Annotated in this window: 24 protein-coding genes; 11 read left to right on the top strand and 13 right to left on the bottom strand. The window is 59.6% G+C overall.

Annotation, left to right across the window (positions count from 1 at the left end; all coding sequences use genetic code 11):
* Nucleotides 1–5 precede the first annotated feature (5 nt).
* Both HJB84_RS30890 and HJB84_RS30895 read right to left on the bottom strand, forming a co-directional pair.
* Complete coding sequence (locus tag HJB84_RS30890; RefSeq protein WP_221117778.1) at nt 6–758, bottom strand: amino acid ABC transporter ATP-binding protein; 753 nt, start codon at nt 756–758, stop codon at nt 6–8.
* An 80-nt stretch (nt 759–838) separates the two neighbouring features.
* Nucleotides 839–1,717 carry an ABC transporter substrate-binding protein gene (locus tag HJB84_RS30895; RefSeq protein ID WP_221117779.1) on the bottom strand — a complete coding sequence of 293 codons (879 nt, stop codon included), beginning with the start codon at nt 1,715–1,717 and terminating at the stop codon, nt 839–841.
* A 162-nt stretch (nt 1,718–1,879) separates the two neighbouring features.
* Between HJB84_RS30895 and HJB84_RS30900 the strand changes: the two genes are divergently transcribed.
* A complete protein-coding gene (locus HJB84_RS30900; protein WP_207582727.1) occupies nt 1,880–2,965 on the top strand; it encodes a GlxA family transcriptional regulator in 1,086 nt (361 codons plus the stop codon).
* Between the two features lie 178 nt (nt 2,966–3,143).
* Nucleotides 3,144–3,725 (top strand): TetR/AcrR family transcriptional regulator, encoded by a 582-nt coding sequence (locus HJB84_RS30905; protein ID WP_207582726.1) that lies wholly within the window; start codon nt 3,144–3,146, stop codon nt 3,723–3,725.
* Between the two features lie 108 nt (nt 3,726–3,833).
* Here the strand turns inward: HJB84_RS30905 and HJB84_RS30910 are convergent, their stop codons facing one another.
* Both HJB84_RS30910 and HJB84_RS30915 read right to left on the bottom strand, forming a co-directional pair.
* Nucleotides 3,834–4,928 carry an alkene reductase gene (locus tag HJB84_RS30910; RefSeq protein WP_221117780.1) on the bottom strand — a complete coding sequence of 365 codons (1,095 nt, stop codon included), beginning with the start codon at nt 4,926–4,928 and terminating at the stop codon, nt 3,834–3,836.
* Nucleotides 4,929–4,999: 71 nt separating this feature from the next.
* Complete coding sequence (locus HJB84_RS30915) at nt 5,000–6,004, bottom strand: NADP-dependent oxidoreductase (protein ID WP_207582724.1); 1,005 nt, start codon at nt 6,002–6,004, stop codon at nt 5,000–5,002.
* Nucleotides 6,005–6,375: 371 nt separating this feature from the next.
* Between HJB84_RS30915 and HJB84_RS30920 the strand changes: the two genes are divergently transcribed.
* The 6 genes from HJB84_RS30920 (at nt 6,376) to HJB84_RS30945 (ending at nt 11,676) form a co-directional block, all read left to right on the top strand.
* Nucleotides 6,376–6,957 (top strand): TetR/AcrR family transcriptional regulator, encoded by a 582-nt coding sequence (locus HJB84_RS30920; protein WP_207582723.1) that lies wholly within the window; start codon nt 6,376–6,378, stop codon nt 6,955–6,957.
* Nucleotides 6,954–7,316: a nuclear transport factor 2 family protein gene (locus HJB84_RS30925; protein WP_221117781.1), complete on the top strand. Its 363-nt coding sequence runs from the start codon at nt 6,954–6,956 to the stop codon at nt 7,314–7,316. The genes HJB84_RS30920 and HJB84_RS30925 overlap by 4 nt, the downstream gene beginning before the upstream one ends.
* On the top strand, nt 7,309–7,689 hold the full coding sequence (locus HJB84_RS30930; RefSeq protein ID WP_207582721.1) for a TfoX/Sxy family protein: 381 nt from the start codon (nt 7,309–7,311) through the stop codon (nt 7,687–7,689). Before HJB84_RS30925 ends, HJB84_RS30930 begins: the two co-directional genes overlap by 8 nt.
* A 327-nt stretch (nt 7,690–8,016) precedes the next feature.
* Entirely contained in the window at nt 8,017–9,738 is a 1,722-nt protein-coding gene (locus HJB84_RS30935; protein WP_221117782.1) for an aconitase X, read from the top strand.
* Between the two features lie 147 nt (nt 9,739–9,885).
* Nucleotides 9,886–10,587, top strand: a complete 702-nt coding sequence (locus HJB84_RS30940) for a GntR family transcriptional regulator (protein ID WP_207582720.1) — start codon at nt 9,886–9,888, stop codon at nt 10,585–10,587.
* Between the two features lie 126 nt (nt 10,588–10,713).
* Nucleotides 10,714–11,676, top strand: coding sequence for a dihydrodipicolinate synthase family protein (locus tag HJB84_RS30945; protein ID WP_207582719.1), 963 nt, complete (start codon nt 10,714–10,716; stop codon nt 11,674–11,676).
* A gap of 71 nt (nt 11,677–11,747) precedes the next feature.
* Here HJB84_RS30945 and HJB84_RS30950 read toward each other — a convergent pair whose 3' ends face one another.
* Nucleotides 11,748–12,785 carry an Ldh family oxidoreductase gene (locus HJB84_RS30950; protein WP_221117783.1) on the bottom strand — a complete coding sequence of 346 codons (1,038 nt, stop codon included), beginning with the start codon at nt 12,783–12,785 and terminating at the stop codon, nt 11,748–11,750.
* A 509-nt stretch (nt 12,786–13,294) separates the two neighbouring features.
* On the opposite strand from HJB84_RS30950, the gene HJB84_RS30955 reads away from it, so the two are divergent.
* Entirely contained in the window at nt 13,295–14,842 is a 1,548-nt protein-coding gene (locus HJB84_RS30955; protein WP_221117784.1) for a bifunctional diguanylate cyclase/phosphodiesterase, read from the top strand.
* A 243-nt stretch (nt 14,843–15,085) separates the two neighbouring features.
* On the opposite strand, the gene HJB84_RS30960 is transcribed toward HJB84_RS30955, so the two are convergent.
* From HJB84_RS30960 to HJB84_RS30980, 5 genes are all read right to left on the bottom strand, one after another.
* Complete coding sequence (locus HJB84_RS30960) at nt 15,086–16,450, bottom strand: NosD domain-containing protein (protein ID WP_221117787.1); 1,365 nt, start codon at nt 16,448–16,450, stop codon at nt 15,086–15,088.
* A gap of 212 nt (nt 16,451–16,662) precedes the next feature.
* Nucleotides 16,663–17,805, bottom strand: coding sequence for an ABC transporter ATP-binding protein (locus tag HJB84_RS30965; RefSeq protein WP_207582717.1), 1,143 nt, complete (start codon nt 17,803–17,805; stop codon nt 16,663–16,665).
* 10 nt (nt 17,806–17,815) lie between these two features.
* The gene (locus tag HJB84_RS30970; RefSeq protein ID WP_207582716.1) at nt 17,816–18,652 is read right to left on the bottom strand and encodes a carbohydrate ABC transporter permease; all 837 of its coding nucleotides are present in this window, start codon (nt 18,650–18,652) and stop codon (nt 17,816–17,818) included.
* Entirely contained in the window at nt 18,645–19,526 is an 882-nt protein-coding gene (locus HJB84_RS30975) for a carbohydrate ABC transporter permease (protein WP_207582715.1), read from the bottom strand. Before HJB84_RS30975 ends, HJB84_RS30970 begins: the two co-directional genes overlap by 8 nt.
* Nucleotides 19,527–19,592: 66 nt before the next feature.
* Nucleotides 19,593–20,852, bottom strand: coding sequence for a sugar ABC transporter substrate-binding protein (locus tag HJB84_RS30980; protein WP_221117785.1), 1,260 nt, complete (start codon nt 20,850–20,852; stop codon nt 19,593–19,595).
* 167 nt (nt 20,853–21,019) lie between these two features.
* Here HJB84_RS30980 and HJB84_RS30985 point away from each other — a divergent pair, with 167 nt between their 5' ends.
* On the top strand, nt 21,020–22,039 hold the full coding sequence (locus HJB84_RS30985; protein WP_207582713.1) for a LacI family DNA-binding transcriptional regulator: 1,020 nt from the start codon (nt 21,020–21,022) through the stop codon (nt 22,037–22,039).
* 100 nt (nt 22,040–22,139) lie between these two features.
* On the opposite strand, the gene HJB84_RS30990 is transcribed toward HJB84_RS30985, so the two are convergent.
* From HJB84_RS30990 to HJB84_RS31000, 3 genes are all read right to left on the bottom strand, one after another.
* Nucleotides 22,140–23,177 (bottom strand): proline racemase family protein, encoded by a 1,038-nt coding sequence (locus tag HJB84_RS30990; RefSeq protein ID WP_207582712.1) that lies wholly within the window; start codon nt 23,175–23,177, stop codon nt 22,140–22,142.
* 59 nt (nt 23,178–23,236) lie between these two features.
* Nucleotides 23,237–24,487 (bottom strand): FAD-binding oxidoreductase, encoded by a 1,251-nt coding sequence (locus HJB84_RS30995; RefSeq protein ID WP_207582711.1) that lies wholly within the window; start codon nt 24,485–24,487, stop codon nt 23,237–23,239.
* A gap of 184 nt (nt 24,488–24,671) precedes the next feature.
* The gene (locus tag HJB84_RS31000) at nt 24,672–25,949 is read right to left on the bottom strand and encodes an alpha/beta hydrolase (RefSeq protein WP_207582710.1); all 1,278 of its coding nucleotides are present in this window, start codon (nt 25,947–25,949) and stop codon (nt 24,672–24,674) included.
* 610 nt (nt 25,950–26,559) lie between these two features.
* Here HJB84_RS31000 and HJB84_RS31005 point away from each other — a divergent pair.
* A partial coding sequence (locus HJB84_RS31005) for a transposase (RefSeq protein WP_221117786.1) occupies nt 26,560–26,892 on the top strand: 333 nt, incomplete at its 3' end.

Genomic DNA, 26,892 nt, shown 5'->3' on the forward strand with positions numbered 1-26,892 from the left:
GGCGCCTAGTGCCGGATCTTGTTGAGAAACGCTTGCGTGCGTGCCTCGCGCGGAGCGGTAACGACCTGGCGCGCCGGTCCGGCTTCGACGATCTTTCCGCCGTCGAGGAACAGCACCCGGTCGGCGATGTCGCGGGCAAAGGCAATCTCGTGCGTGACGATCAGCATCGTGCGTCCTTCGGCCGCGAGCTCTTCCATCACTTTCAGAACTTCATGGACCAGTTCGGGATCAAGGGCTGAGGTCGGTTCGTCGAAAAGCATGAGCTTCGGCTTCTGGGCGAGCGCCCGCGCGATGGCCACACGCTGCTGCTGCCCGCCGGACAGCTCCAGCGGTGAAGCATCGGCGCGGTGCGTCATGTGCACTTTCGCCAACATCTCCAAGGCCAATTCGCGCGCCTCGACGGCAGTCAGACCGCGGACCTTGCGCGCCGCGATCGCAACGTTTTCCGTCACCGAGAGATGCGGCCAGAGATTGAAGAGCTGGAAGACCATGCCCATCTCGGCGCGCTGTGGCGCAAGCTGCCGGTCTCTCATCACCTGGCCGTTGCGAACGCCGATCCGCTCGCCATCGAGGCTGATCTCACCAGCACTCGGTTTCTCCAGAAAATTCACGCAGCGCAGACAGGTAGATTTCCCGGAGCCCGAGGGGCCGATCAGGGCAATCTTCTCACCGGCTGCGACGGTAAAATCGATTCCCCTCAGGACTTCGACAGGGCCATAACTCTTGCGCAGGCCCGCAACGCTCAAAAGCGCATTCATCGCCGTTTCCTTATGCTGTTGTGTCTTGGCGAAGAGGACGGATGAAAGCCGCTTGCCGCAGCCTTCATCCGTCAGCCCGGTCAGCCGCCGGCTGCGCAGGACGGAAGCTTGTAATCGCCGGGGCGGTCGACGCCGGCACGGAAGTTTGCACCCACCGGCTTAAACCAGACATCGGCGGACAATCCGTAGCGTGCGCCGATGTCCTTCATCTCACAGCTCTTCCACATATCGGCGATGATCGCGTCCATCTTCTGGCGCAGATCGTCGTTCTTCTGGTTGAGACCGTAGACGACCTGACCGAGCCCGGTAAGCAGCGGGAAATCCGCGCTGTTGTCTGTGAAGGCGAGGAAGTGCATGTTCCAATCCGGGTTCTGCTTGATGGCGTAGGAAACCACCGGCGGGTCGCCGATGACGGCATCGATACGCCCGGCAATAAGATCGCGCACGACGGCGTCGGAGGTGTCGTAGAGTGAGAGCTCAAGGCCCTTGATCGTCTTCAGTTCCGGGACAAAGGAGAAGCCGGTGATCGTGCCGACCTTCTTGCCTTCCAGGTCGGAAAGCTTGTCCCAGTTCGTCTTGTTCGATTGCATGATGCCGTTCTTGAAATAATGGATCGGCTCAGACAACGTCATGATCTTCGTACGCTTCTCGGTCCAGCCCATCGTGCCGAGCATCACGTCGACGCGACCGGACTGAACGGAGGCGATCGTACCCGACCATTCCATGAGGGCCGGTTGTATCTTGAGGCCGAGCTTGTCGGCGATGCGCTGCATAATCTCGCCGTCATAACCGATCAGCTTGCCGTCCTGCCAGCCGGAGCCCGGCATGTCGCCGGTAAATGCGACCGTCAGCTTGCCCTGCTCGGCAAGTTCGAATGCGTTTGCGAGCGGTGCCGATGCCATGAAGCTGCCTGCCAGCAGCGCGCACATCACCACCCTTCTCGAAAGAGAAAGTGCCATTGTTCTGATCCTTGATTTGTTTTTAGTTCCCCGGTCCGTGGGTCTTGTCCCCGGATGTCGAGTTCGACGAGAGAGAGCTTGCCACCGAAAGGCGGCGTTGAATTTTAGAAATCGGACATTTTCTTTGAAATAGCGACACGGCTGATCTAAGGTCGGCCGGGCATGGACGCAGACGCCACCCTTTCAGATGCACGTGCCAGCGAGCCGGACTATGTCCGCTGGCTCGATGGTTTGTGGGCCGAACGGCTTTTGGCCGCCCGAGACCGCAAGGCCGATCTCTCCATCGGCATTCTGCTCTGGCCGAGCTTCCCGATGATGTCGCTGACCGGGATCGTCGAGCCCTTGCGGCATGCCGCCGATTTCGCCGACAACTCCCGGCCCCTGCATTGCCGCTGGTCGATCATGGGAGCGCCGGGCCACGCCGCGGTGGCGAGTTGCGGCATCCGCGTGCAGCCCGATGCGCCCTATATCAACCCGACGGACTTCGACTATATCGCCGTCATCGGCGGACTCCTGCCGCATCTACGCGCAGCACCCAGCAAGCACCGCGACTACCTGCGGGTCGCCGCATCCGCCGGCGTCCCGGTGATCGGCGTCTGCACCGGCGTCTTCGTACTCGCCCAAGAAGGTCTGCTGACCGGGCGTAAAGCCTCCGTTCATCCCTTCCATGCCGAGGATTTCAAGATCGCATTTCCGCGCCAGGCATTCTCGACGCGCGACGACTTCCTGATCGAGAACGGCCGCATCACCGTTCCCGGCGGCGTCTCGATCCTGTCACTGATGACAGAACTCATTGGCACCCATTGCGGGCCTGACCGGGCGGCCAAGGCAGTTCACCAGCTGTCGCTGACCGAGCACAAGGGCTTGAGCGCTTTCGACCACGGTCGGGTTTCCAGCTTTCGTCATGTCGAGGATTCCCGAATTCAGCGCGCGGTCGTTTTGATCGAGAGTCGCAAGGGCCGTGACGTATCACCCGAGCAGGCAGCCAGCATGATCGGCCTGTCGCCGCGTCAGTTCGGGCGCCTGTTCCAGCAAGGCATCGGCATGACGCCGAAGCGGTTCATCATCGAGACCCGCCTGCGTTACGCCCGCTTTCTGGTGGAAAACAGCACGCTCTCGATGACGCAGATCGCCTTCGAGACCGGCTTTTCCGATGCGGCACATTTCGCAACCGCTTTCCGCCAGAAATTCAACCAGTCGCCGCGGCAATTGAGGACGACGCGCGTCTCGGTCGGGGTCAGATCGTAGAGCGTGATCGGCACGTCTTCTGGCGGCGGCGAAACGGGCCGGTGCGATGAGATGCGTGTCTGCCATGAGGTACGAGCCTGTGCCGGCCGCAATTATCAATGATATACATCATCAATAAGTCAAGTTATAATGATATATGACATCATAATTCGGGCATGGCGGTCGAAAGGACTGTAAAGTGCGGATCACCAAGGAAAAGAAGCAGCAAAATTACGAACGGATTATCGCCACCGCGTCGGAGCTGTTTCGCGAGCGCGGGTTCGATGGCGTGGGGGTGGCGGAGTTGATGGAGCGTGCGGGGCTCACCCATGGCGGCTTCTACAATCACTTCCGCTCCAAGGAGGACTTGATCGCGGAGTCGACCGAGAATGGTTTGAGCGAGACCTTGAAGCGCTATGCCGGTCATGACGTGCTCGCCGTCATGGAACTTTATCTCGCGCGTGAACACCGGGATGGGCGCGGCCAGGGGTGCACGGCCGCGGCGCTGAGCTGCGATGCGGCTCGGCAACCTGAAGAAACGAAGGCCGTCTTTGCTGCAGGAATAGATAACCTCGTGCGCGCGATCGAGGACGGCATTGCACGACATCACGCTTCCGGCGCCGGGGACCGGGCGCAAGCCATCACCATCCTCGCTCAGGCCGTCGGAGCAATCGTGCTGTCGAGGGCCTGCCCGGACGATTCCCCGCTGGCGGACGAACTACTCGACGCCTGCCGAGCGGATTGCCGCGACGCCATCGAAAATCGGATGCGGGAACGTTAGAACAGGATGATTTTAGGCCGGATCGGCCTAAAATCTGAATCCTGTTCTAAAACCGCTCACACTTTTCGGCATCATGCTGTAGGGCCGCATACAAGCGGCCCCATGCCGTCAGGCGCCGACCGGTGCGGCCATTTCAGGATAGTCGGTATAGCCCGCCGCGCCTCCGCCGTAGAGCGTCGCCATATCGAGATTGGCCAGCGATGCACCAACCTTCAGGCGTTCGACAAAATCCGGATTGGCGATGAACGGCCTGCCGAAGGCAAACAGGTCCGCCAGCCCTTGCTCCAGCCTGGCCGTCGCGAGGTTCAGATCGTAGCCGTTATTGGCGATGTAGGTATTCCTGAACTTGCGGCGAAGCGCCTCGTAATCGAAGGGTGCAACATCGCGCGGCCCGCCCGTCGCGCCTTCGACGACATGGAGGTAGGCGATGCCCATCTCGTCGAGCTTCTCGACGATGTAACCGAACTGCGCCTGCGGATCGGTTGCGGATAATCCATTGGCCGGCGACACCGGTGAAATCCGAACTCCGGTTCGCGCCGCTCCAACTTCCTCGATGACCGCGGCCGTCACCTCGAGCGTCAGCCGGGCCCGGTTTTCGATCGACCCGCCATAGGCGTCGGTGCGGGTGTTGGCGCCGTCCCTGGCGAACTGGTCGAGCAGGTAGCCGTTGGCGCTGTGAACTTCGACGCCATCGAAGCCGGCGGCAATGGCATTGGCGGCGGCGCGACGGAAATCCTCGATAATGCCGGAGATCTCATGCAATTCGAGCGCCCGAGGTGCCGACACGTCGACGAAGGTGTTGTTCACAAACGTCTTGGTTTCGGCCCTGATGGCGGAAGGCGCCACTGGGGGCTGCCCATCCGGCTGCAGGTCGACATGCGATACCCGACCGACATGCCAGAGCTGCAGAACGATGTGGCCGCCCCTGGCATGCACCGCGTCGGTCACCTTGCGCCAGCCGTCGACCTGCGCCTGCGTGTAGATGCCGGGCGTGTCCTGATAGCCCTGCCCTTGTTGCGAAATCTGGGTCGCCTCCGAGATGATCAGGCCTGCCGAGGCCCGTTGCGCATAATACTCAGCAATAAGATCGCCCGGCACAAACCCGGCGCCCGCTCTGTTGCGCGTCAATGGCGCCATGACGATGCGGTTGGATAGTGTGAGAGAGCCGAGTACGGCGGGCTCAAAGAGTGCGCTGCTGGTCATTTGTCACTTTCAGAGTTGGAAACTATTTCTGGCGTTCGTCTCGCAACGCACGCCACGCCGTCAGGTCGACCTCAGTCTGCGACCGTGATGACCACCTTGCCCTTTGCGCGCCCGGTCTCGACATAGGCCAGTGCATCGCCGGTCTTTTCAAACGGGAACACCTTGTCAACGACCGGTCGGATCACGCCTTGTTCGATCAGGCGCGCAATCTCACCCAACTGCTGCCCCTCAGCGCGCATGAACAGGAATGAATACCCTATGCCGAGGCGCTTGGCCTTTTTCCGAACGCCTCGGCTCAGCAGGCGCAGCACCAGTTTCAGGAACAGGTTCAGGCCGAGTTCCCTGGCGAATGCGGGATCGGGCGGGCCGGAAATGGAGATGAGCCGGCCACCCGGCTTCAGTACAGCCAGAGATTTTTCGAGCGTCTTCGGATCCTGACTGTTCAGCACGAGATCGTAGCCCGACAAGACCTTCTCGAAATCCTGCGTCTTGTAGTCGATGACCACATCCGCCCCGAGACTTTTGGCGAGCTCGGCATTCCCAGCGCTGGTCGTCGTCGCCACCGTCGCGCCAAGATGCTTGGCGAGTTGGATGGCGAAAGTCCCGACACCGCCGGAACCGGCCTGAATGAAGACTTTCTGGCCGGGCTTCACCTTGCCAACCTCGACCAGCGCCTGCCACGCGGTCAGCCCCACCAGGGGAATGGACGCTGCTTCGGTCATGCTGAGATTGTTTGGTTTCAGCGCCACATCGGCTTCATCGATGGCAATGAATTCGGCGAATGTACCGACCCGATGATCGCGCGGCCGTGCATAGACCTCGTCACCGACCTTGAACCGCCTGACCCTCGGTCCCGTCCTGACAACCGTGCCGGCAACGTCGTGCCCCAGGACGAATGGCGGACGATAGGGAAGAATAGGCTTGAACTCTCCGTCCCGCAGCTTGGAGTCCAGCAGGTTCACGGCCGTGGCCTGAATCCGGACAAGGACATCATTGTCCTGCAATTCAGGTTCCGGCAGGTTGGCCAGGCGCAAAGCGCCCTTCTTTTTGTACTTATCAACGACGAATGCCTTCATGAGGCTTTCTCCAATTCGAAGTCTGTTGAGGCGTCAGGCGCCAAGGAAGGACAAAGCCTTCGGCACGAAATCGGCGTGGTTGGATGCGGCAGCGGGTCAGCCCAGGTGCGGGGGCCTTGCGCCGCATCGCTCGCTTTCGCCGCCATCATCGCCATTGTCCTTGCCCTTCCGTATCGACCACCAACTTTCGCGCAGAAGGCAGCCAGCTGCAGTCACTCAAATTTTTAATGACAATCGTCATCATAGATCATCAATGATATTCATCATCAAAGTTGTCAAGCGGAATTTTCTCGCGGATTGTCACGGGAGGCTCTTGCGCCTTCATTCTTGATCAGTCATTCTAGAACGGTTGATAAAGAATCGAGGTGATTGTGGGCAGAGCACGGGAATTCGACGAGGAGGCAGTGCTGAAGGGGGCGATGCAAATCTTTCGCAAGCACGGCTATCAAGGTGCGTCGATCCGCGACCTCGAGGAGGCGACGGGCCTCAAAGGCGGAAGCATCTATCACGCCTTCGGCGACAAGGCCGGCCTCTTCGACGCGGCCTTCGGCCATTACAACCGCACGGTCCTGGAGGGACGGATCGCGCGGTTTGCGCCGCCGGGGAGCGGGGTTAAAGGCTTGCGTGAACTGTTCCTCTCGCTCCTGCATGAGCCCGACGGCGGCTCCCTTGGCTGCCTGATCACGAACATGGCGGTGGAATTCGGAGGCGGCGTCAAATCGCATCCGCGTGTCGAGACAGCGCTCGGTCTCCTTCGAACCACATTCCGCTCGAGGCTGACCGAGCAGTCGACCTTGGCTCGAGACGCGGACGGAGCCAGGGCAGCCACGACGGCCATCCGTCTTCTTGCCTTCTATCAAGGTCTGCTCGTGCTCATTCGCGGCGGCGAAGACAAGGCCGGCCTGCGGCAGGCGATAGAAGACGAATTCAATCAACTGGAGACACTGTTATGACACCTGAGGCACTATGGAACCGATATGCGGCCATCTGGTCGCTGGATGCTGACGCTCGCGAGCCGGAAATGCTGGCTTGCCTCGCTGACGATGTGACCTATTGCGACCCCAATGGAGAGATCGCCGGGCGAGCCGGTCTCACGGCTTACATGGCCGGCTTTCAGGAGAGCGTACCGGGTGGCCGGTTCAAAATATTGAGCGTCCTCCATCACAATGAACGTTCGCTGGCACGCTGGGCACTGAGCCACGAAGACGAGCGTGTTCTGCAGACGGGCACGAGCTTCGGGGTGATTTCTGATGGCCGGCTCGGCGCGATCACCGGCTTCTTCGATCCTCTCGCAGGACAGCACCATGGGTAGCGAGGCGACACGCAGGCTGGCGCTGGATTTTGCGAGCCAGATCGGTCCAGCCGGCTCCATCGATGTCCGGCGGTTCTTCGGCGGATCCGCCCTCGTCCGAAACGGCGCGCAGTTCGGATTCGTCATGAAGGGCACGTTGTATCTCCGCGTCGACGCCGCGATGCGCGCGGAGTTCGAGGCAGATGGCTCAGAACCGTTCCGCTACAGCGCTGCTGGCAGGGAGGTGACGGTTCGCCGCTACTACGCAGTCCCGGCACATGTGATCGACGATCCGGCGCTGCTGCGCACGTGTTCGGAGCGAGCATTGCACGCGACCCCGACGCCCGGCCGCAGACGTTCCGACACGATCCTGGCCGTTAGCCCGTTTGGCTGATGTCGATGCCCGCGGCATCGTGCTTCGGAGGTTCAAACCTCCCCGGCAGATGTGCCACGCCGAAGCCAAGCGGCTTGCGCCGCGCGACTGGTCACGCGTACCTCTTCACGATCCGTGCTCTTGAGCGCTTGACCTGACTGCCTGATCCTAACTCAGCGAAATTGGATTGCGATAAATCGGCAAATTTGCGCCTGGAGGTCCTTGGGAGGTCTGCATTTTTTGCATATTTTATACAATTCTCCAGCTGAAGCCTTGGCGTCGGCGGAGCGATCCACCGGCAACGGCAACACGACGGCAGTCGACCAAAAGAGCAGACGAGACAGTCAAATGACCATCGCATCAGCACCGCGGACCGTTTTGAAGGGCTCCGCAACAGGCCGCGTTGTCGCAACGGAGGAGGCATTGAGCTTCTGGGGCGGCGTAGACCCGGCAACCGGAAATGTCATCGACGTGCACCACCCGCTGCACGGCGTTTCCCTGACCGGCGCCATTTTGATGATGCCGACGAGCCGTGGCTCCTGCACGGGATCCGGCGTATTGCTCGACCTCATTCTGACCGGCCGCGGTCCCGCCGCTCTGGTCTTCAGCGAAGCAGAGGACGTCTTGACGCTCGGTGCACTGATAGCAGCCGAGATGTTCGATAGGCCGATGCCGGTCATCAGGCTCAGCCCGGAGAATTTCCGACTTCTTTCCCAGGCTCAGTCGGCGTCGATAGAGCGTGGTGTCATCACCTCTCAGAGCCTCAACACGGAACTGCCTGCTCCTGCCCTCGCCGACCTCGAACTGACCGAGGAAGACTGCAAGATGCTCAATGGCGGCGATGGTCCGGGCGCGATGCAGGCCATGCGGATCATTTGTGCGATGGCCGCCCAGCAGGGCGCCACGCGGCTCATCGATGTGAGCCAGGGCCATATCGACGGATGCATCTACGCAAGTCCGGCAAACCTTACTTTTGCCGAGACGATCGCCGATCTCGGTGCGAGGGTGCGTATTCCGACCACGATGAACGCGATCTCGGTCGATCGGGCGAACTGGGAAATGCAAGGGATACCGCCGTCCTTCGGCGCACCGGCCGCACGCCTTGCGGACGCTTACGTGCGAATGGGCTGTCGGCCAACCTTCACCTGTTCTCCCTATCTTCTGGACAGCGCTCCGCAAACCGGTGAAACGATTGCCTGGTCGGAGTCCAATGCCGTCATCTTCGCAAACACCGTGCTCGGTGCGCGCACGGCCAAACACCCTGACTTCCTGGATCTCTGTATTGCATTGACCGGGCGAGCCCCGGAATCCGGGGTTTATCTCGACATCAATCGGCACGCTCGGCTGGTTATCGACGTTGAAACCCCGGCATCCGTGAACGACGCGTTTTGGCCACTCATCGGATATCTGATCGGGAAGAAGGCGCCCGATTGCATTCCGCTTGTCAAAGGGCTTGGCCAGGCCCGTCCGTCTCGAGACGATTTGAAAGCTCTCTGCGCTGCATTCGGAACAACATCCGCATCGCCAATGCTGCACATCGCAGGGATAACGCCCGAGGCAGCCGGGCCAGTCCATCCGGACGCCGGTCAAGTCAGCATCACGGTCGAGGACATGCACGATGCGTGGCGCTTGCTGAATGACGGCCCGGCAGATGTCGAACTCGTCGCGATCGGGAGCCCGCATGCATCCATCGAAGAATGCCGCGCGTTGGCCGCCGCACTGACGACTGCGTTGATGGGAAGGCGCCGCCATCCGGGCGTCGCCGTGATTGTGACAGCCGGCCAGCAGGTGATCGACCAGGCTCAAGGCGACGGCACCCTTGCCGAGTTGCGTCAGGCGGGGGTTCAGGTTTTCCCGGACCTTTGCTGGTGCTCGATCTCCGAACCAGTGTTTCCCACCAAGACCAAAGCCGTGATCACGAACTCCGGAAAATATGCGCATTACGGCCCCGGCCTCTCGGGTCGCTTCGTACGGCTCGCCAGTCTGAGCGACTGCGTGGAAGCCGCGATTTCAGGACGCGTGACACCCCGAGCAGCCGGATGGACAGCCGAAGCCTCGCTGCCGGCATGATCGACCAATCTAAAAAGGGGATCGAGTGCGGGCCGGCGTCCGCAGCGAGAGTTGTTTTGCGGTTGTTGCAAAGGTCGGGAGCAGAACACGAACAGTTGCCCGCGTGAATGTTTCAAAGTACCCGTTGTCGACAACAAGGATTTTGAAATGGCCATGCAGACGCAAGCTCCCTCCGAACGCAAGCGTGGTTCCGGTGCGAAAACCGTATACGAACTTCTGCGCAATGACATTCTGGACCTGGTCTTGCCACCCGGCAGCCCGATCGACGAGGTGCAGCTCGCCGAACATTTCAAAATGTCGCGCACGCCAATCCGCGAGGCGCTGGTCCGCCTTGCGGGTGAAGGTCTGATCGATACGCTGCCCAATCGGTCGACGATGGTATCCAACATCGACTTTCTCAACCTGCATACTTTCTTCGACGCTTTGGTGCTGATGTACCGCGTCACCACGAAGCTCGCGGCGCAATATCATCGTCCTGCAGATTTGCTGGAGATCAAGGCTCGTCAATTAGAATTCGCAACCGCCGTCGCGAACCAAGACGCCCTGGCGATGATTGCGAGCAACGCCGCCCTTCATTCTTCGATTGCAGAAGCCGGGCGCAATCCATACTTCGTCGCCGTATTCAATCGTATCCTCGATGATGGACGACGCATTCTCCGGCTGTACTACCAGTCCTATGGCGATCGGCTGCCGCAGCAATTCGTCGACGAACACGAAGAGATCATTGCTGCAATCGCAGCGCGGGACGCGGACCTCGCCGACCGGCTGGCGCGCATGCACGCGGAACAAATTGTTGAACAGATTCAGAAGCTGTTTGCCAGGAAAGACCGGTTCGACATCAGTCTTTAAAAAACATCGACGCTCGCAATTTCTTGTCGACAAAAAAAATACAAAGATGTATATTCATCTGCATCGAGGCGCGACGCTCTGCATCCGCCACCAGTCTCCGTTTCGTCTCACCGAGGAGTTTTCACGATGAAAGCTAAGATTTTTTCGGGCGTCGTTCCCGCTCTCATGACACCCTGCAAGGATGACCGCAGCCCTGACTATGATGGGCTGGTCCGCAAGGGCAAAGAACTCATCGCAGAAGGAATGTCGGCGGTCGTCTATTGCGGCTCGATGGGCGATTGGCCCCTCCTGACCGATCAGCAGCGCATGGAAGGCGTCGAGCGCCTGGTCAATGCCGGTATTCCGGTTATCGTCGGCACAGGAGCGGTCAATACCGCTTCAGCCGTTGCCCATGCGGCGCACGCTCAGAAGGTAGGCGCACAGGGACTGATGGTTATCCCCCGCGTGCTCTCCCGCGGCACCGTCGTCACGGCCCAGAAAAACCATTTCAAGGCCATCCTTGCGGCTGCGCCGGATCTTCCTGCCGTCATCTACAACAGCCCTTACTATGGCTTCGCGACCCGCGCCGACCTGTTTTTTGCCCTGCGTGCAGACCATGCGAACCTCGTCGGCTTCAAGGAATTCGGCGGTGCAGCCGACATGCGCTATGCTGCGGAAAACATCACCAGCCGCGACGATGACGTGTCGCTGATGATCGGCGTCGATACCTGTGTCTTCCACGGGTTTGTGAACTGCGGTGCTGTCGGCGCGATCACCGGCATTGGTTGCGTCCTGCCCAAGGAAGTCATCCATATGTGCAATCTTTCGCAGGCTGCCGCCAAGGGCGACCCGGATGCCCGTCAGCGTGCGCTCGAGCTGGAATCGGCGCTCGGCGTGCTTTCGTCCTTCGATGAAGGTCCGGACCTTGTGCTTTATTTCAAGCATATGATGGTGCTGAAGGGTGACGCGGAATATGCCTTGCATTTCAACGAAACCGACGAACTTTCCGAAAGCCAGCGCGGCTATGTCGAGCAGCAGCTGAAGCTGTTCGATACCTGGTATGCCGGATGGAGCAAACTGCCGGGCGCGGTCGAAAAATACAAGCCCTGATCCCTTAGCCCTTCAACGAACAGGTCCTCCTTCCGGGAGACCTGCTCGTCCCATGCCACGTTGAAACCTCGTCAGGAAACGGCATCCAGGCCCTTGTCATGAAGGCGGCTGAGTTGTTCCAATTCAGCCGAGGTCAGGGTGATCCCTTCCCTTTCAGACTTTGCGCGCGCAACGAAACGGCGTTCGGAGGGAAGCCGTGCACCACCCCCGATTATTGCCTCGAACAGCGCTTCTGCTCGCGCAAACGGGTCACCCGGACGACCCGCCGAAAACGCTTTCGGCGACATGGCGATGATCAGCTCGCCATGCATTGGTGACAGTGTCGTCGTCCCGAGATAATCGAGCACTTCCGGACTTGTCAGATCACCGATCATGACCCCGGCAAGCAGTTCGATCATCGTTCCTATAGCCGAGCCCTTATGGCCGCCAAAAGGCAACATCGCGCCGGCGAGAGCTTCATCGGGATCGGTGGTCGGGGCGCCGTGCGCATCGATTGCCCAGCCTTCGGGAAGCTGCTTGCCGGCGCGGCGATGAAGTTCAATTTCACCTCGAGCCACCAAGGATGTCGCGAAGTCGAAAACGTAGGGCGGCTTGTCCACTCGCGGCCAGCCGAAGGCGAATGGGTTGGTCCCCAGCAGTGGCTTGCTGCCGCCCGCCGGAGCAACCGCGGCATAGCTGGGGCACATGACGATCGCCGCGAGGCCTTGTCCGGTCAGGGCTTCCACTTCCGACCAGAGCGCAGAAAAGTGGACGACATCGTTGACAACCAACGCCGCAATTCCCGACGCGTGCGCCGCCTGAGCAACCAGCGGCAAGCCAAGCTCGAACGCGGGATTAGCAAACCCGCCATTCCCCTGAACCGTCACGATACCGGAACTTGCCTGCGGGGCGATCGTGGGGATGGCATCGGGCTTGGCTTTTCCCGCCTTCACCGTGCGCAAGGCGCCCTCGATGCGGTAGATGCCGTGAGATTTGCAGCCGTCGCGCTCGCCAGCCACAATGACATTCGTCAATGCAACTGCCTGCACCGCATTCAACCCGGCCCGCCGAAAAATTGCTTCAACCAACTCGTGCAGTTGGCTGATCGACATGGTGGCTGTCTCAGTCATTTTTCCTCCATCTAGCCTGGCCAAACAGGCAGGCATCGCCATGTTGCATACATATTGTATCCAATCCATCAGCAAGTTCAGTTTGTGACGGTCGAAAGCACTGAGCTTCACTCGGCAGGAAACATTTCGTCGCTGGGAGATACATACTCCGTCGACGCGGAGGATCCGTGGCAGAACGGCTACATGGTCTCGGACACGTGGGGTGTTACCCCCACCCTTCAGTAGCCTGCGCCACGCTATAGATCGGTGCCACCCCATCCAGTTTGCGGGAAAGCTGTCCGTTCTGCGCAGCGAAATGCCAGCGCCGCCGTCCAGGCAACCCACCATTAACGTTCGAAGTTCAGATAGTCTTTCGGGCTGGTCGGTGCTGTGCGCTTGATCAACGACGGCAAAAGCCGGCCCGCTTAATTCCGCCCGAATGAATTGTGGCGGTGTTGGAAATATCTAGGGGACGATGCGGTCCTGCGAACTGGCCATGATGGTTCTTCACCCAACAGGAGCCCGTTCCCATGCCTCGCATCCAGCCAACCAGACCCCAGATGGAGATATTGGTCTGGATCTCGATCTTCCTGCTGCTTTTCTGCCTATCCTGGCAGTTCCATTGGCATGAGGGGCTGGATGGGTTCATCGAGCAGCATCACGGCTACCCGCTCGACCACGCGCTCCTCGCCCTCAACATCTCCGGGTTTCTGGGGCTAATCTATTCCGCGCTGCGGATCCGGGATCTTTCGCGAGAGGTTAATCGCAGGCTGCAGGCCGAAAAGAACGTGGACTGGATTGCCTGTCACGACACGCTGACCGAGCTGCCCAACCGCAGATTTCTGGATTCCTTGTGCGCGCGGGCGATGATCGATCAAAGGGCACAGGAAACCTATGCCGTGTTCAGCATCGATCTCGACGGCTTCAAGAAGGTCAATGACCTGCTGGGGCACGATCACGGTGATGCGGTGCTGAAAATTGTTGCTCAGCGGCTCTCCGCCCTCTTTCCCCGTGAGCGCGTTTTCCGCATTGGTGCAGACGAGTTCGTCGTTCTGGCGCGGCGCATGGGAAATCCCGATCTTGCCGCTTTGGGCAGCCGCATCGTCCGCGTGATCGGCAAGCCTTTCACATTCAATGGTGTCGCCGTCGATCTCGGCGCCAGCGTCGGCTTCGCACTTTATCCGGAGAACGGCGATGACCTCGGTCAAGTCATTCGACATTCCGACTGTGCGATGTCTGTGGCGAAAAAGCAGGGCCGCGATCTGGTGAAGCCCTTCGTGCCTTCGATGCAGGACGAGTTGGCGAAACGGATTCGAATGGAAGGGGATCTGCGAGCGGCGATCCGGAAGGCTGAGATCGTTCCCTATTATCAACCGCTCGTGGACCTGAAGGCGAACAAGATTATCGGCTTCGAGGCGCTGGCCCGCTGGAAAACGGCTTCCGGCGAATTCATCCCCCCCAGCGTATTCATTCCAGTGGCAGAGCAAGCCGGCCTGATCGTCGAATTGACGGATCAGCTGCTTCGGCGCGCCTGCACCGATGCGCTTTCCTGGCCAAGCGAACTCGTCCTGTCGTTCAACCTTTCACCGATCCAACTGAGCGACAGGTTGCTGGGCCTGCGAATTCTCAAGATATTGGGCGATGTCGGTCTTCCCCCGCACAGGGTCGAGCTTGAGGTAACGGAGAGCGCCATCATCCAGGACGCCGTCACGGCACGGATCGTCCTCGACGATCTGGTGAATGCGGGGGTCAGGATTGCTCTCGACGACTTTGGAACAGGCTATTCCAGCCTCTCCCAACTGTCGAACTACCGGTTCGACAAGATCAAGATCGACAGGAGTTTCGTCGCCTCGTTCGAGACCAATGACAAGCAGGACAAGGTGATCAAGGCCATTATCGCTCTCGGTGCCGGACTTGGCGTGACGATCACGGCCGAAGGCATCGAAGAGGAGAGCCAGCGTCGACGGCTTCAGGAACTGGGTTGCGACATCGGCCAGGGATATCTGCTTGGTCGACCAGTGCCGATCGAGGAGATCACCGCAGGTCACGTCAACACCAGGATTTTGCAACGCGGTTGATGGGGGCTGCGGTCCTGATGCGAGCGTTTCGGGGAAGCATGTTGCACCCACACTCGCGGCTTACGTAGAGCAGGTTGTGACGCCTTCGAATTGAATGACGTCGCTACGGCTGGTCATACCCGATCCCGACATTGATCCACTTGAAAAAAGCCGGCGCGAACGCCTATTGGTCCGACAGCCCATGTTCCGGCCAGCGCCGCACAAGCCGATCTTGAACCGGTGGCCGAGCCTTGGCGGCGGGTTTTATCGCAGACTATTCCCAGGAGTTGGAGTGGCCCTGAATGCGTTCATTGTTCTGTCCATCTCAACCTGGTCGTCACGGCCTGAATCCAGGACTGTATTGCGTACCGACCCCTCTTGCACCAGTATTGCCGTTACTTCGAGCGCCTTTAGATTGTCAGTCGACAGCAATGCGCCCACTTGTGTTGAAAAGCAGGCACTGTCTGGTGCGTCAGTGATTTGCGATATTTCGGTGGTGGCCACAATGTGATTATTGGCTATGTAATTGCCGCACCCGGAAACCAGCTTGATAATCACAGGCTTTACGGCGACAGGCTTGATATATTGAATATCTATTGTTTCCGAGATGTGGTTCGCGATTACCGAGTTGTTGCTGCCGTCAATATGCAAAAGTCCAAACAGATCATCCAAACCGTTGTCGTACTTCTGCATGGGCGCCCATGGCTCGCGATCTCGCAAAAAGTGATTTGAGGAAACCAAATTCTCGCAGCAGTTGTGAGCAAAAACCAACATTCCGGGATAGAAGGAATGGAATCTGTTTCCTGTGACCGAGGAACGGACGACGCCGGAAAAATAGACACTGCTCGCTCCTCGAGGGAATACGTTGTTTGAGGATACTAGAATGCCACCATAATTTTCAGCGTAAATGGAATGTCCCCTGTAGCCGGCTCCTACAAAATTATTTGCTATTCTTGTGGCCTGACCCATGCCTTTCAATTCGATACAGTTGCCGCACTCTGCAATGAAATTGTTATCTACCGCGAGCGCATCTGCATCATGAACAGTCACTCCATGCTCCAGATAGATAAGACCCATCCCCGTTATTCGGAATGAGTCATTGGCGCTGCCGACATAAATTCCTGTTTTGCCATTCTTGTATGTATTTTCTGCATGTTTTTGCCCCGAACCATCATCAATGAAGTGCAGGCCATCGATGCAAAAGTCAGCAAACTCCACAGAGCTTATGCGCGGATTTCCGGTGCGCTTAACATAAAACGCGGCTCCGGCAGCCTCACCGTGGGCGGCATCCGGAGATGTGTCCACGAGTATGCGACTTCCGCCTGGCCACACTTCATGCCAGTGCGTCAGCTCGTTTGCGGGTACATTGAAACGGATGCTCGACGACGTGAAACCATGTCCAGAGCCCACAATCTTCAGATAGCTCAGGTCGATAACGACTTGCGTAACAAGACGATAATCGCCTGGTGGTATATAGATAACTGCTCCAGGTTTTCCGCCATCATTGAGATCGGAAACCGGTTGCCTGCTCTTGATATCCGCAATGATGCCATTGATGACCGCCCCAATATCCTCATAGGGATTGCCTGCGGGATGCTTCGTTACATCGAAGCAGTTTTCGCTAACCATTGTTAACGTCTTCTCGGACATTTCTTGCTCCACAGCGAGAGTAGACTGATGCTCTTGATTGGCTTGTTGCTCGCCAGGCGTCTGGGCAAACGCGTCCAACCAGTTCTCGTTTTGCGTTTGCAGTAAGATCCTGGCTGGAGATCCGAAAGAGTTGCAGACAATCGGTGCCGATAGATGGACTAGTCACTCTTGTGTTTCTCCAGGCAATATCATCACCAGATGCTGGTGCGGGTATCCGGTTTAAAGAAGTGAAGTTCTTCGGCATCGACAGCGATGCGCGCGATGTTACCTGCGCGTACTGTGCTCTTCGGAGAAAAACGGGCTACAGCAGCTTTTTCGTTGCCGATGTCGGCGACGGCGTCCGGGTCGCCGGCATCCACCCAAGGTGCGTCGATATGCAGATGCACCATGGATTCAGAACCCAGCGCCTCGACTAAAGTGACCGGGGCCGAGATCTCGGCCGAAGAAGGCCGGATCGCGGCGTCGTTCATGTGCTCGGGCCGGATACCGACAATGACCTGACGGTTGGACGCACCGTCGAGAGAGGGGCGGCATTCGAAAACCCGGTCAGGGATCTCGAAACTGTTGTTGCCCAGGGTCAGCGTCCTTCCATTCAGAACGGCCTCGTACAAGTTCATTGACGGCGACCCGATAAAGGCGGCGACAAAGACGTTTGCAGGGCGATTGTACAGGTTTTGCGGTGTGTCGACTTGCTGCAGCACGCCGCCTTTCATCACCGCCACCCGGTCACCCATCGTCATTGCCTCGACCTGGTCATGGGTCACATAGACCGTGGTGACATTCAGTTTTCTTTGCAGGCTGGCGATCTCGGCCCGCATCTGCACACGCAGTTTGGCATCAAGGTTGGAGAGCGGTTCATCCAGCAGGAAGGCCGCCGGTTTGCGAACGATCGCCCGTCCCATGGCGACGCGCTGGCGCTGACCTCCGGAGAGCAGCCCCGGTTTGCGGTCGAGCAATGCCGTCAATTCGAGAATGCGCGCCGCTTCGGTCACGCGACTATCGATCTCGGCCCTCGGCAGGCCAGCCATCAGCAAGGGAAAGGCGATGTTCTCGCGCACCGTCTTATGGGGGTAGAGCGCGTAGGACTGAAAGACCATGGCAATGTCGCGGTCCTTGGGATCGACATCATTGACGACCCGGTCATCGATCCTGAGTTCGCCGCTGGAGATGCTCTCCAGGCCGGCGATCATCCTCAGCGCTGTCGACTTCCCGCAACCCGAGGGACCGACGAACACCATGAACTCGCCATCCCTGACGTCGAAGTTCAGATCGTGAAGGGCGTGAAAACTGTTTGCGTAGATCTTGTTGATGTTGCGCAGTTCGATACCGGCCATACCTGCCTCCTCATCCCTTTACAGCGCCGAATGTCAGGCCGCCGACGATCTGTTTTTGAAGTGCGAGCGTCACGATGATGACGGGAAGCGAATAGAGCACCGCCGCCGCGGTCATCGCGCCCCAGGCAAGCCCGTAGACGGAATTGTATTCGGCAATGACGATCGGCGCCGTCTTGCTCGTCTCCGACGTCAGCAGCAGTGCGTAGAGGAACTCGTTCCAACTGGTGATGAACGTGAAGAGTGCGGTGACTGCGATGCCGCCCGTCATGACGGGAAGGATGATTTTCCGAAAGGCTTGAAATCGCGTGCAGCCATCCATGCGGGCAGCCTCTTCGAGTTCCTTAGGCACACCTTCGAAGAAAGCGGCCATGAGCAGCAGCGCCAGCGGCACAGCGGCCGAAGTGTGGGCGAGAACAAGCCCTGGAATAGTGTCAAGCAGACCCATGGACTTCAAAAGCTGGAACAGCGGCACACCCAGCGACACCGACGGCACCATGCGCGTGATCAGGGCAAAAAGCAGAAAAAGCGTGGTGATCCGGCGTCGGTACTGCGTGGCAACGTAAGCGGCAGGCACGGCAACCAAAAGGGAGAGCGCGGTGGTGAGCACCGCAACCGAAAGGGAATTGACGAAAGCTCTCGGCAGGGTCGACGACTGCAGCACCGCCCGAAAGTTCTCGAACGACATGACCGCAGGAAAGAAGCTCGGCGGGATCTGCTGAACATCGGCCGCCGGTTTGATGGAGGTCATCAACAGATAGATGTAGGGCAGAGCGTAGGACAGCACGAGCACGAGAGCTGCGGCGTTAATCAGGACTCCGCTGGCATTGAGGCGAGGCGCTCTATGCATGGGCCGGCCTCCATATCTTCCAATAGGCTGCGGCGGCCAGAAGCATCATGACCATCAGGAAAAGAGCGCCCGACGCCGACGCTTCGCCGAGGTCACCGAACCGAACCATGCGCTGGTAGATGTTCATCGAAAACACCTCCGAGGCATGGTTGGGACCGCCCTGCGTTTGTATCCAGATGAGGTCGAAGGTCTTGGCTGCATCCACCCCGCGCACGATGACGACGACGGCAATCACCGGGCGCATCAGCGGCAGCGTGACATGCCAGAACCGTTTGAACGCATTGGCACCGTCGATCCGCGCGGCCTCGAGCAGGTCTTTGGGAATGTTCGTCAATCCGGCGTAGGATACGAGCGCGACAAAGGAGGTCGTCAACCAGATATCGGCGAAGGAAACGGAATAGATGACGATATCTTCGTCGGAAAGCCACGCGATCGCATCGGGATCGCTGATGATGCCCAGATGGACGAGTCCGTAGTTCAGAATGCCGATGTTCCCGACCAGCAGAAAGCGCCACAGCAGGCCGGCGACGATCGGAGGCACCATCAGCGGCAGAGTAAAGATCGTGCGGTGCCAACGTGACTGGCCGGGCAGAGCCGAGAACAGCAGAGCGGCGCAGAAGCCGAAGGTAAACTCGAAGAACAGTGCGAAGATTGAATATTGGACGGTTCTAAAGGCGCTTTCGGCGACGCGCTTCGAGGTTAGCGCATCGACATAATTCTTGAGACCCACCCACTCTCGTATGTGGGGTGCGATGGTATCGACCTTGAAAAAGGAATCGAACACCAGGAGCCCTACCGGGTATGCGACCAGCAAGCCGAGGATGGCCAGCGCCGGCGCAAGCATGTAGAGCACAAATCGGTCTTCACCCGACATGGCCGTCTCCGAAAGCTGATGATAGGCGCAGGACCTTCGGTCCCCCGCTGAGGTTAAGGATACGGGTTAGTGGAGGATATCCTCGATCGTTTCCTTGGCGTCCGTCAGGACCTTGCCGACATCCGCTTTGCAGGTCAGGGCCTGCTGCACCGCGGGAAGCACCGCTTCGTCGACGATTTCCTGATATTTTTCGTTCATCGGCCGGCCTTGCGTCGCAGGAGCCCCAAGCGTTTCGAGGAGCGGTGTGAAATGCTCATAGCCGGGCTTGTCGACATAGCTTCGGTAGGCGGAGTTCGTCGCGGCGAGGCCAAGCGGAGCCTCGATGCCGAGGGCATTGTTGGCGATCGCGAAGGCTATGAACTTCTTGGCTGCATCCTTGTGCTGGGAGGTCGACGGAACGACATTGTACCAGGGACCGGGAATGGCCGCGATTCCGGCCTCACCTGCAAGCATCGGCGCCACGCCGACCTTTCCGCTGACCTTGGAATCCTCAGGTGTCATCTTGTAGGCGTGCGCCCAGAATTTCATCATCGCCGTCTTGCCTTGATAGAACAGGTTTTGAGCTTCGCCCCAACCGATTTCGTTGACGTTTTCAGGAACGGAATGATCGGTGCAGTGCGGCGCGATGTAGAATTCGAGCGCCTTCTTGTGCGCTTCATTGTCAATGATGACCTTGCCATCCTTGTCGAGGATCACCCCGGGCGAGCCCGCCTGAAGCACATGCGCCATCCACTCCTCAGAAAAGGTGCCGATGGTATCGGTGCCCCAGAAATCGGTCTTGCCGTCGCCATCCGTGTCCCGGGTGAAGAATTTTGCGATGTCGCGCCATTGCCGCCAGCTCTTCGGCGGCGCCAGGGGATAACCGTATTTTGCCTGAAACGCCTTCTGTTCCTCCGGCTTGTCGAAGAGATCTTTGCGATAGAAAACGATCTCGGCATTCGCCCAGGCCGGCATTCCGATCATCTTGCCGCCAACTTTGGCGTCCGCAAGCAAAGCGGGAGGCAGGTCTTTGCGCACTGCCTCGGTAAAGAGAGGCGAGAGATCCTCGACATGACCAGCGAATTTCGCATTCCATACGACGTCTATCGCAACGACATCGAAGGCCGACGAACCGGAAGCAATCTCGGCCGAAAACTTGTCGAACACACCCTGATAGGGGACGACGGAGAACTTCACCTCAATGCCGGTCTCGGCAGTGAACTTCTCGGCCACGGCCTTTTGCAGCATCTCCCCGCCGCCTTCGACCAGGACATTGATCGTTTCGGCCTGCATTGGGGCCGCCATGAAGATGAGCGCAAGCGCGCTGGCAGAAAGCAAATACTTCATCAGATCCTCCTGTCTTTGATCCGAGGCTCTCGCTCCAACCTCCGATGACAGGCAACATAATCTTCCAATGACAACGTTGTCAATTCAAATTGACGACGTTGTCATAAAATTGTCGACGTTGTCATTCCGTTCGTGTACAAGGTAATTAAGCAGGAAAAGGATTGGACATGGTCAGTATCGTCAGCGTCGCCAAAGCGGCCGGGGTATCGAACAAGACCGTGTCCCGGGTCATCAACGGCGAACCGCACGTGACGGAGGACACCCGAGAAAGAGTGGAAAAAGCCATTCGAGACTTGGGATACGTCCCCAACATGGCCGCGCGCCAGATACGCTCCAGCCGGTCCAACACGTTCGGGATCATCACGGACTATGTCTCGACCACGCCCTATTCGGTCGACATCGTACGCGGGATCCAGGACTGGGCCAACACGCACGGCAAAACCATCCTGATGGCGAACACCGGCGGCTCGTCCGAACGCGAGGCGGAAATCTGGAAAATGTTCCAGTCCCATCGCATCGATGGGGTCCTCTATGTGACGATGTACCATCGAATCGTGGATCCCGTGGCCGGCGATGTCAGCGTCCCGACGGTGATGATCAACTGCCGACCGCAAACCAGTGAACTTTTTCCGTCCATAGAGCCTGACGACTTCCAGGGCGCCCGAGACCTCACCCGCTATCTGCTTGAACGGGGCCATCGCAGGATCGGCTATATCAGACTTAACCCAGTTCTTCTGGGAGCAGAGCTGCGCTTGGACGCCTTTCGTCAGGCCACCAAAGAGTTTGAAGTGGCAGACGGTGACCTCACCATTCGTCTTGGAATGGAGGGACCGGTCGGGGCCGAGGAGAACTATGTCTTCGCAGCGGCGACCGAAATGCTGCAGCAAAAGGACCGGCCAACCGCGATCATGAGTGGCAACGATGAAATGGCGATCCAAATCTACATCGCGGCCATGGCGCTTGGACTCAGAATCCCGCAGGACGTCAGTATTGTCGGCTTTGACGATTTCAGGACCGTATCTTTGGCCTTGAAGCCGGAACTGACCACCGCGGCGTTGCCATATTACGATCTCGGTTTTCAGGGGGCGGAGTGGCTGAACACAGTGGTGGCAGGCGACAATGTGCGCGCCAGCAGTCGTGTCGTCTCCTGCAAGCTGGTGGAGCGCAATTCTGTGCGCAGTTTGTGAAACGACGCACCCGCCCGGCCGGCGGCGGACTCTGGTAGAGCGCATTAGAACAGGATGCCACTCGAAAACCGCTTCACACGATCGGCACCCTGCCCGAGCGTCAAATCTCCCCGGCCGACGGCCCCCAGACGTCCGTGAGCGCGAAGCCTGCGGGATGCGGGTCGAAGGGGTCGAGCGCCACCTGCGTCAGGCCGAAGGTGAAGCCGCGGCCGGTAATGGTCGGGATCACCGCCGGGCGGCCGGCCACTTCGGTTACCGCCTGCAACCCGACCTCGAATTCCGAGCCGATGATCGATTTCGAGGTGAAGACGTCGCCGATCTTGGCCTTGCCGCGGGCATAAAGGGTGGCGAGATTGGCGGAATTTCCGGTGCCGCAAGGCGAGCGGTCGGCCCGGCCCGGCCACATGGTTGTGCAGGTGCGCACCGTGCCGTCGGCCTCGGTATCGCGGAACATCACATAGGCGACACCCGAGATCGCCGGGATCTCGGGATGGACAACCTTGATGTCGCGGTTGATCAATTCTTTCAGGATCATGCCGGCCTGGACGAGCCCGGCGGCATTGGCTTTCTCGATCTTCAGACCGATCTGGTCGACATCGACGAGGGCATAGAAGATGCCGCCATAGCAGAGGTCGGCCTTGATCCTTCCCCAATGCGGCGTGTCGATTGCGACATCGAGTTCATGCACGAAGGACGGCACCATGGTCAGCCGGACCTTCTCGCAGCGCCCGTCGCGGCAGGTTGCCGTCGCCTTGACCAGGCCGGCTGCGGTTTCGAGCGTGACTGTCGTCTCCGGCTCCTGCATCTCGACGATGCCGGATTCGAGCAGGGCTGTCGTCACGCAGATCGAGTTCGAGCCTGAGCTCGCATGCGCCTGGTCGGGCTGCAGGATGATGAAGGCGGCATCCGCCTCGGGATGCCGTGCCGGTAGCAGCAGGTTGACCGAGCCGATCGGGGCGCCGCGCGGCTCCAGGCAGAGGAAGCGGCGGAGCTCGTCGCCCTTCGGATCGGTGTTCAGCCACTGCAGCTGGGCGGCGATGGTCTCGCCCGGGATCTTCGGCACGCCGCCGATTGCGACGCGGCCGATCTCGCCTTCGGCATGAACGTCCAGCAGCTGGATCGTGCGCTTCCATCTCATCTCAGAAAACTCCAGTTCGGACGCGACGGGTGACGCCGCCGTCGACATTAAATCCGGTTCTAATATCGGTCTATGCGGAACGGGCTCATGTCGACCGGCGGTTCGGTGCCGGTCATCATATCGCCGATCAGCCGGGCTGTCGTTGCCGCATAGGTCAGGCCGAGATGGCCGTGGCCGGTCGCATAGAAAACCCCCGGTATCTTCGACGACGGCGAAATGATCGGGATCGTATCGGGCAGTGCCGGGCGATGACCCATCCACTCCGTCGCCTCCGCGAGTTTCAAACCGGGCAGCGCCCGTTGGGCATGGCGCACCAGCACCCGCGGACGGCGGAAATCGGGGGCGGCGTCGAGACCGGCGAGCTCGACATTGCCGCCGACACGGATGCCGCCGGCCGTCGGCGTCACCATGAAGGCGCGATGCGGCCAGATCACCGAATAGCGCATGGTGATGCCGGGCTTCATGATCTGGGTGTGATAACCGCGCTCGGTTTCGAGCGGGATCGGCTCGCCGAGCTTTTCGGCGAGGAAGCGGGTGTGGACGCCGGCGGCGAGCACTACCGAACCAGCCTCGATGCGGCTGTCATCGTCGAGGAGAACGACGGCGGTGCCATCGCCCCTGCGCTCGATATTCCTGACCGCGCCGGAGACGAAATTCGCGCCGGCAGCTCTTGCCGCGTCGAAGAGTTTCACCACCAGCTTGTAGGGATCGCGGATCGACTTGTTGTCGGGCAGCAGCACGGCTTTGGCGATCGAAGGCGAAAGCGCCGGCTCGTAATATTGGATGGCGCCGTTGCTCAACACCTCGAATTCGAGGCCGTAGCGCTGCATCATGGCGAGATGGCCGCGATCGGCGGCAAATTCCGCCTCTGTCTCGTAGATCGCCAGGCAGCCCTCCTGGGTCATCATGTCAGACGCATCGATCGCCTCGAGCATCTGCCTGAAATCGGCGAGCGCGCGGAGCGACAGGCTCATACCGGCATCCTCGATCTGTCGCAGACGCGACGGCCGGCCGGCGGCGAGGAAACGCAGGAACCAGGGCAGCATCTTTGCCGCATAGGAGGGCCTCAGCCAGACCGGGCCTTCCGGATCGAGCAGCCAGCCGGGCATCTTCTTCCAGGTCGAGGGGCCGGAACCGGCGGAAAAATCGAGCGCGATGCTCGCCATATTGCCGAAAGACGTGCCGCGTCCCGGCTCAGCCTTGTCGATCAGCGTCACCTCAAGGCCGCGCCGCTGCAGCTCGAAGGCGATCGAGGCGCCGATCACGCCTGCGCCGACGACAACAACCTTTTTCTTCGTCTCATCCGCCATGCGATCAACCCACCCAGACGGCAGACAGGATTGCCGTCCATCGGTCTGATATATCAGATCGGCGGCGATGCCTAGAGAATTTCCGTTTTCTCCGAATCACGGAAAATCTCTAGCTCTTTGTTTTCTCGCAATTCCGAAACGCAAAACCGCCGTGCACTTTTGCTGGAATTACTCTGTGGAATTTTTACTGGCTTTCCGGCAGGCCGGCACCGACGCTGTCGCCGACCGAGCCCACGGTATTGTTCATCGACTGGCCGAGACGCTTCAGCTGGGCGTCGTAGTTGCGGCGGGTGCGCGGATCGAAGATTGCGATCGGCGTGCTGACGGCGACGCTGACGGCACTTCCCGCTGTCTGGGCAGCGCCCATCGCCACCGCGCCGACGGCTTCGCCGAGGCCGACATTGGAATCGGTGATGGTCTGGCCGGCAATCAGCCGGTCGCCGATCAGCTTCACCACTTCCGGGCTTTCGGCGAATTTGCCGTGGTTTAGCCGGTCGCCACCCTTGAGCTTGGTGAGGTCGAGCACGGTGATGCCGGCCGCCTCAAGCTTGCTGCGGTAGGGTTCGACGGAGGGATCGATCTGGCCGAGCCGATCGACATTGCCGGAGATGCGCCGCGACAGAGCGAGCGCCCGGTCATCCCTAGAGACGAAGATTGTGAAATGCGGCCGGTCCTTACCGAGGCTGACGAACTGGCGGCCGAAGACGTCGACATCGAGATCGGGCGAGGCGAGGATGACATTGTTGATCTTCGGGGCGACATGGCCATTGCGGATCGCCATCTGCCGCAGTGCTTCGACGGTCAGCCAGGTGCCCATCGAATGGGCCATGATGGTGATGTCGCTGACGGCCGGATTGGCGGCGGTGCGGGTGAGCAGCTCCTCCAGCGCATCGCGGGAATAGTTGGTGCTTTCCTTGTCGTAATTGTAATCGAAGATGCTGGCGCGCGAAGGCCAGGTGAAGACGACGGGGGCGACGTCGGCATGCGAATCATGGACGATCTGCGCGAAGCGGTAGACGGCATCCTCGTAGCGATTGTTGAAGCCGTGCACGAAGACCAGCACCCGGCGACTCCTAGGCATATGGCCCTTCAGCCAGGTCTCGCCAGCCCGCTCGCCCCGCAGTGGATCGACAGACACGGTGACGAAATCGCGCAGCGGATCGGCCGGCAGCCGCCTTGGCCATTGCACCTGGCCGACCTTGCGATTGGCTTCCGGTGGGATCGAGACATCGACGGCATTGGCGGTGAGCCCGGTGCCGCGTTCACCTGAAAATAGCACGGCGGGATTGTCGTCGGCAGCGCGGGTCGTCGCGACGAGAAGATCGACTTTCGACGTGCCAGGGGGAACGCTGCCGGCCGCCTGCATGACGCCGACCGGCCTGCCGCCGCAGCCGGCAAGCGCAAACGCCGCAAGCAGAAGACCTGTCGTAGCCGCCCGCGGGCCGCGCCATTTGCCGATCATGACTTAACTCCAACCGGTGCACGCACCGGCAGGCGGCGCCCGTTCAAATAGGCCGACGGTGCTTGCCGAGTCAAATTGCGCGCGGTGAAGAGCTGGGGTGGAAAAAGAAAAAAGCCCGACGCGGGAGGAGGTGCGCCGGGCTCTTGATCCTGACTGACAACTGGGAGGAGGAGTGTTGTCAGTCCGATGTAAGAGCGCTGGGAGGAGGAGTGCGCTGCTTACGGAGATATATGTACCGCGTTCACTCGATCGGGAACAGCGAAAATATTGCAATGCAGCAATGCGTTCTATGCATCGCTTGCCCTGAAATTAACAGGTCACCGCCTCATTTTGCAGCATGTTTGACCAGATGGTCAAAATTGTGCGGAAAATTTAGGCCTGACGATGAAGGTTGCCGCGCCCCTCATCCGCCTGCCGGCACCCTTGTAACTTCCCTTTACCCGCTATTGGCGTAGTACTGCCTGTTGCGGTGGCGGATGGAAGACCGTTGCACCTTTGGGACACCAAGCCCGTGGGAGAGCCTGGGTCTCCGTCCGCCGTTCCATTGAACCCGAACAGTCGCCGGGGCCGCTTGCGAAAGCAAAGCCCGCTTAGGCAAGGATGGGATCAGATGGAGATGAATGAGAGGGTGGTTGTCGGTATCGATGTTTCCAAGGACCGATTGGACGTGGCGCTGCACCCTTCAGGCGAGCACTTCGCGGTCAGCAACGACCACGCCGGCCTTGAGGAATTAATCACCGGGCTGGGCGCCTCCAGGCCGACGATCGTCGGCCTGGAGGCGACCGGCGGCTACGAGATGTTAGCGGCGGGTAGCCTGTCGGCAGCTGGTTTTGGGGTGGTTGTTGTCAATCCGGCGCAGGTGCGCGCCTTTGCCAACGCGCTCGGCCGCAGGGCCAAGACCGATCCGATCGATGCGGCCGTCATCGCTGCCTTCGTACTGGCG

Source organism: Rhizobium sp. NZLR1b, assembly GCF_019685155.1.
Taxonomy (GTDB): Bacteria; Pseudomonadota; Alphaproteobacteria; order Rhizobiales; family Rhizobiaceae; genus Rhizobium.

Coding starts and splice junctions, on each gene's coding strand:
- HJB84_RS30890 (WP_221117778.1), bottom strand. CDS start 758: ATGAATGCGCTTTTGAGCGTTGCGGGCCTGCGCAAGAGTTATGGCCCT.
- HJB84_RS30895 (WP_221117779.1), bottom strand. CDS start 1,717: ATGGCACTTTCTCTTTCGAGAAGGGTGGTGATGTGCGCGCTGCTGGCA.
- HJB84_RS30900 (WP_207582727.1), top strand. CDS start 1,880: ATGGACGCAGACGCCACCCTTTCAGATGCACGTGCCAGCGAGCCGGAC.
- HJB84_RS30910 (WP_221117780.1), bottom strand. CDS start 4,928: ATGACCAGCAGCGCACTCTTTGAGCCCGCCGTACTCGGCTCTCTCACA.
- HJB84_RS30915 (WP_207582724.1), bottom strand. CDS start 6,004: ATGAAGGCATTCGTCGTTGATAAGTACAAAAAGAAGGGCGCTTTGCGC.
- HJB84_RS30925 (WP_221117781.1), top strand. CDS start 6,954: ATGACACCTGAGGCACTATGGAACCGATATGCGGCCATCTGGTCGCTG.
- HJB84_RS30930 (WP_207582721.1), top strand. CDS start 7,309: ATGGGTAGCGAGGCGACACGCAGGCTGGCGCTGGATTTTGCGAGCCAG.
- HJB84_RS30935 (WP_221117782.1), top strand. CDS start 8,017: ATGACCATCGCATCAGCACCGCGGACCGTTTTGAAGGGCTCCGCAACA.
- HJB84_RS30940 (WP_207582720.1), top strand. CDS start 9,886: ATGGCCATGCAGACGCAAGCTCCCTCCGAACGCAAGCGTGGTTCCGGT.
- HJB84_RS30945 (WP_207582719.1), top strand. CDS start 10,714: ATGAAAGCTAAGATTTTTTCGGGCGTCGTTCCCGCTCTCATGACACCC.
- HJB84_RS30950 (WP_221117783.1), bottom strand. CDS start 12,785: ATGACTGAGACAGCCACCATGTCGATCAGCCAACTGCACGAGTTGGTT.
- HJB84_RS30955 (WP_221117784.1), top strand. CDS start 13,295: ATGCCTCGCATCCAGCCAACCAGACCCCAGATGGAGATATTGGTCTGG.
- HJB84_RS30960 (WP_221117787.1), bottom strand. CDS start 16,450: ATGGTTAGCGAAAACTGCTTCGATGTAACGAAGCATCCCGCAGGCAAT.
- HJB84_RS30965 (WP_207582717.1), bottom strand. CDS start 17,805: ATGGCCGGTATCGAACTGCGCAACATCAACAAGATCTACGCAAACAGT.
- HJB84_RS30970 (WP_207582716.1), bottom strand. CDS start 18,652: ATGCATAGAGCGCCTCGCCTCAATGCCAGCGGAGTCCTGATTAACGCC.
- HJB84_RS30975 (WP_207582715.1), bottom strand. CDS start 19,526: ATGTCGGGTGAAGACCGATTTGTGCTCTACATGCTTGCGCCGGCGCTG.
- HJB84_RS30980 (WP_221117785.1), bottom strand. CDS start 20,852: ATGAAGTATTTGCTTTCTGCCAGCGCGCTTGCGCTCATCTTCATGGCG.
- HJB84_RS30985 (WP_207582713.1), top strand. CDS start 21,020: ATGGTCAGTATCGTCAGCGTCGCCAAAGCGGCCGGGGTATCGAACAAG.
- HJB84_RS30990 (WP_207582712.1), bottom strand. CDS start 23,177: ATGAGATGGAAGCGCACGATCCAGCTGCTGGACGTTCATGCCGAAGGC.
- HJB84_RS30995 (WP_207582711.1), bottom strand. CDS start 24,487: ATGGCGGATGAGACGAAGAAAAAGGTTGTTGTCGTCGGCGCAGGCGTG.
- HJB84_RS31000 (WP_207582710.1), bottom strand. CDS start 25,949: ATGATCGGCAAATGGCGCGGCCCGCGGGCGGCTACGACAGGTCTTCTG.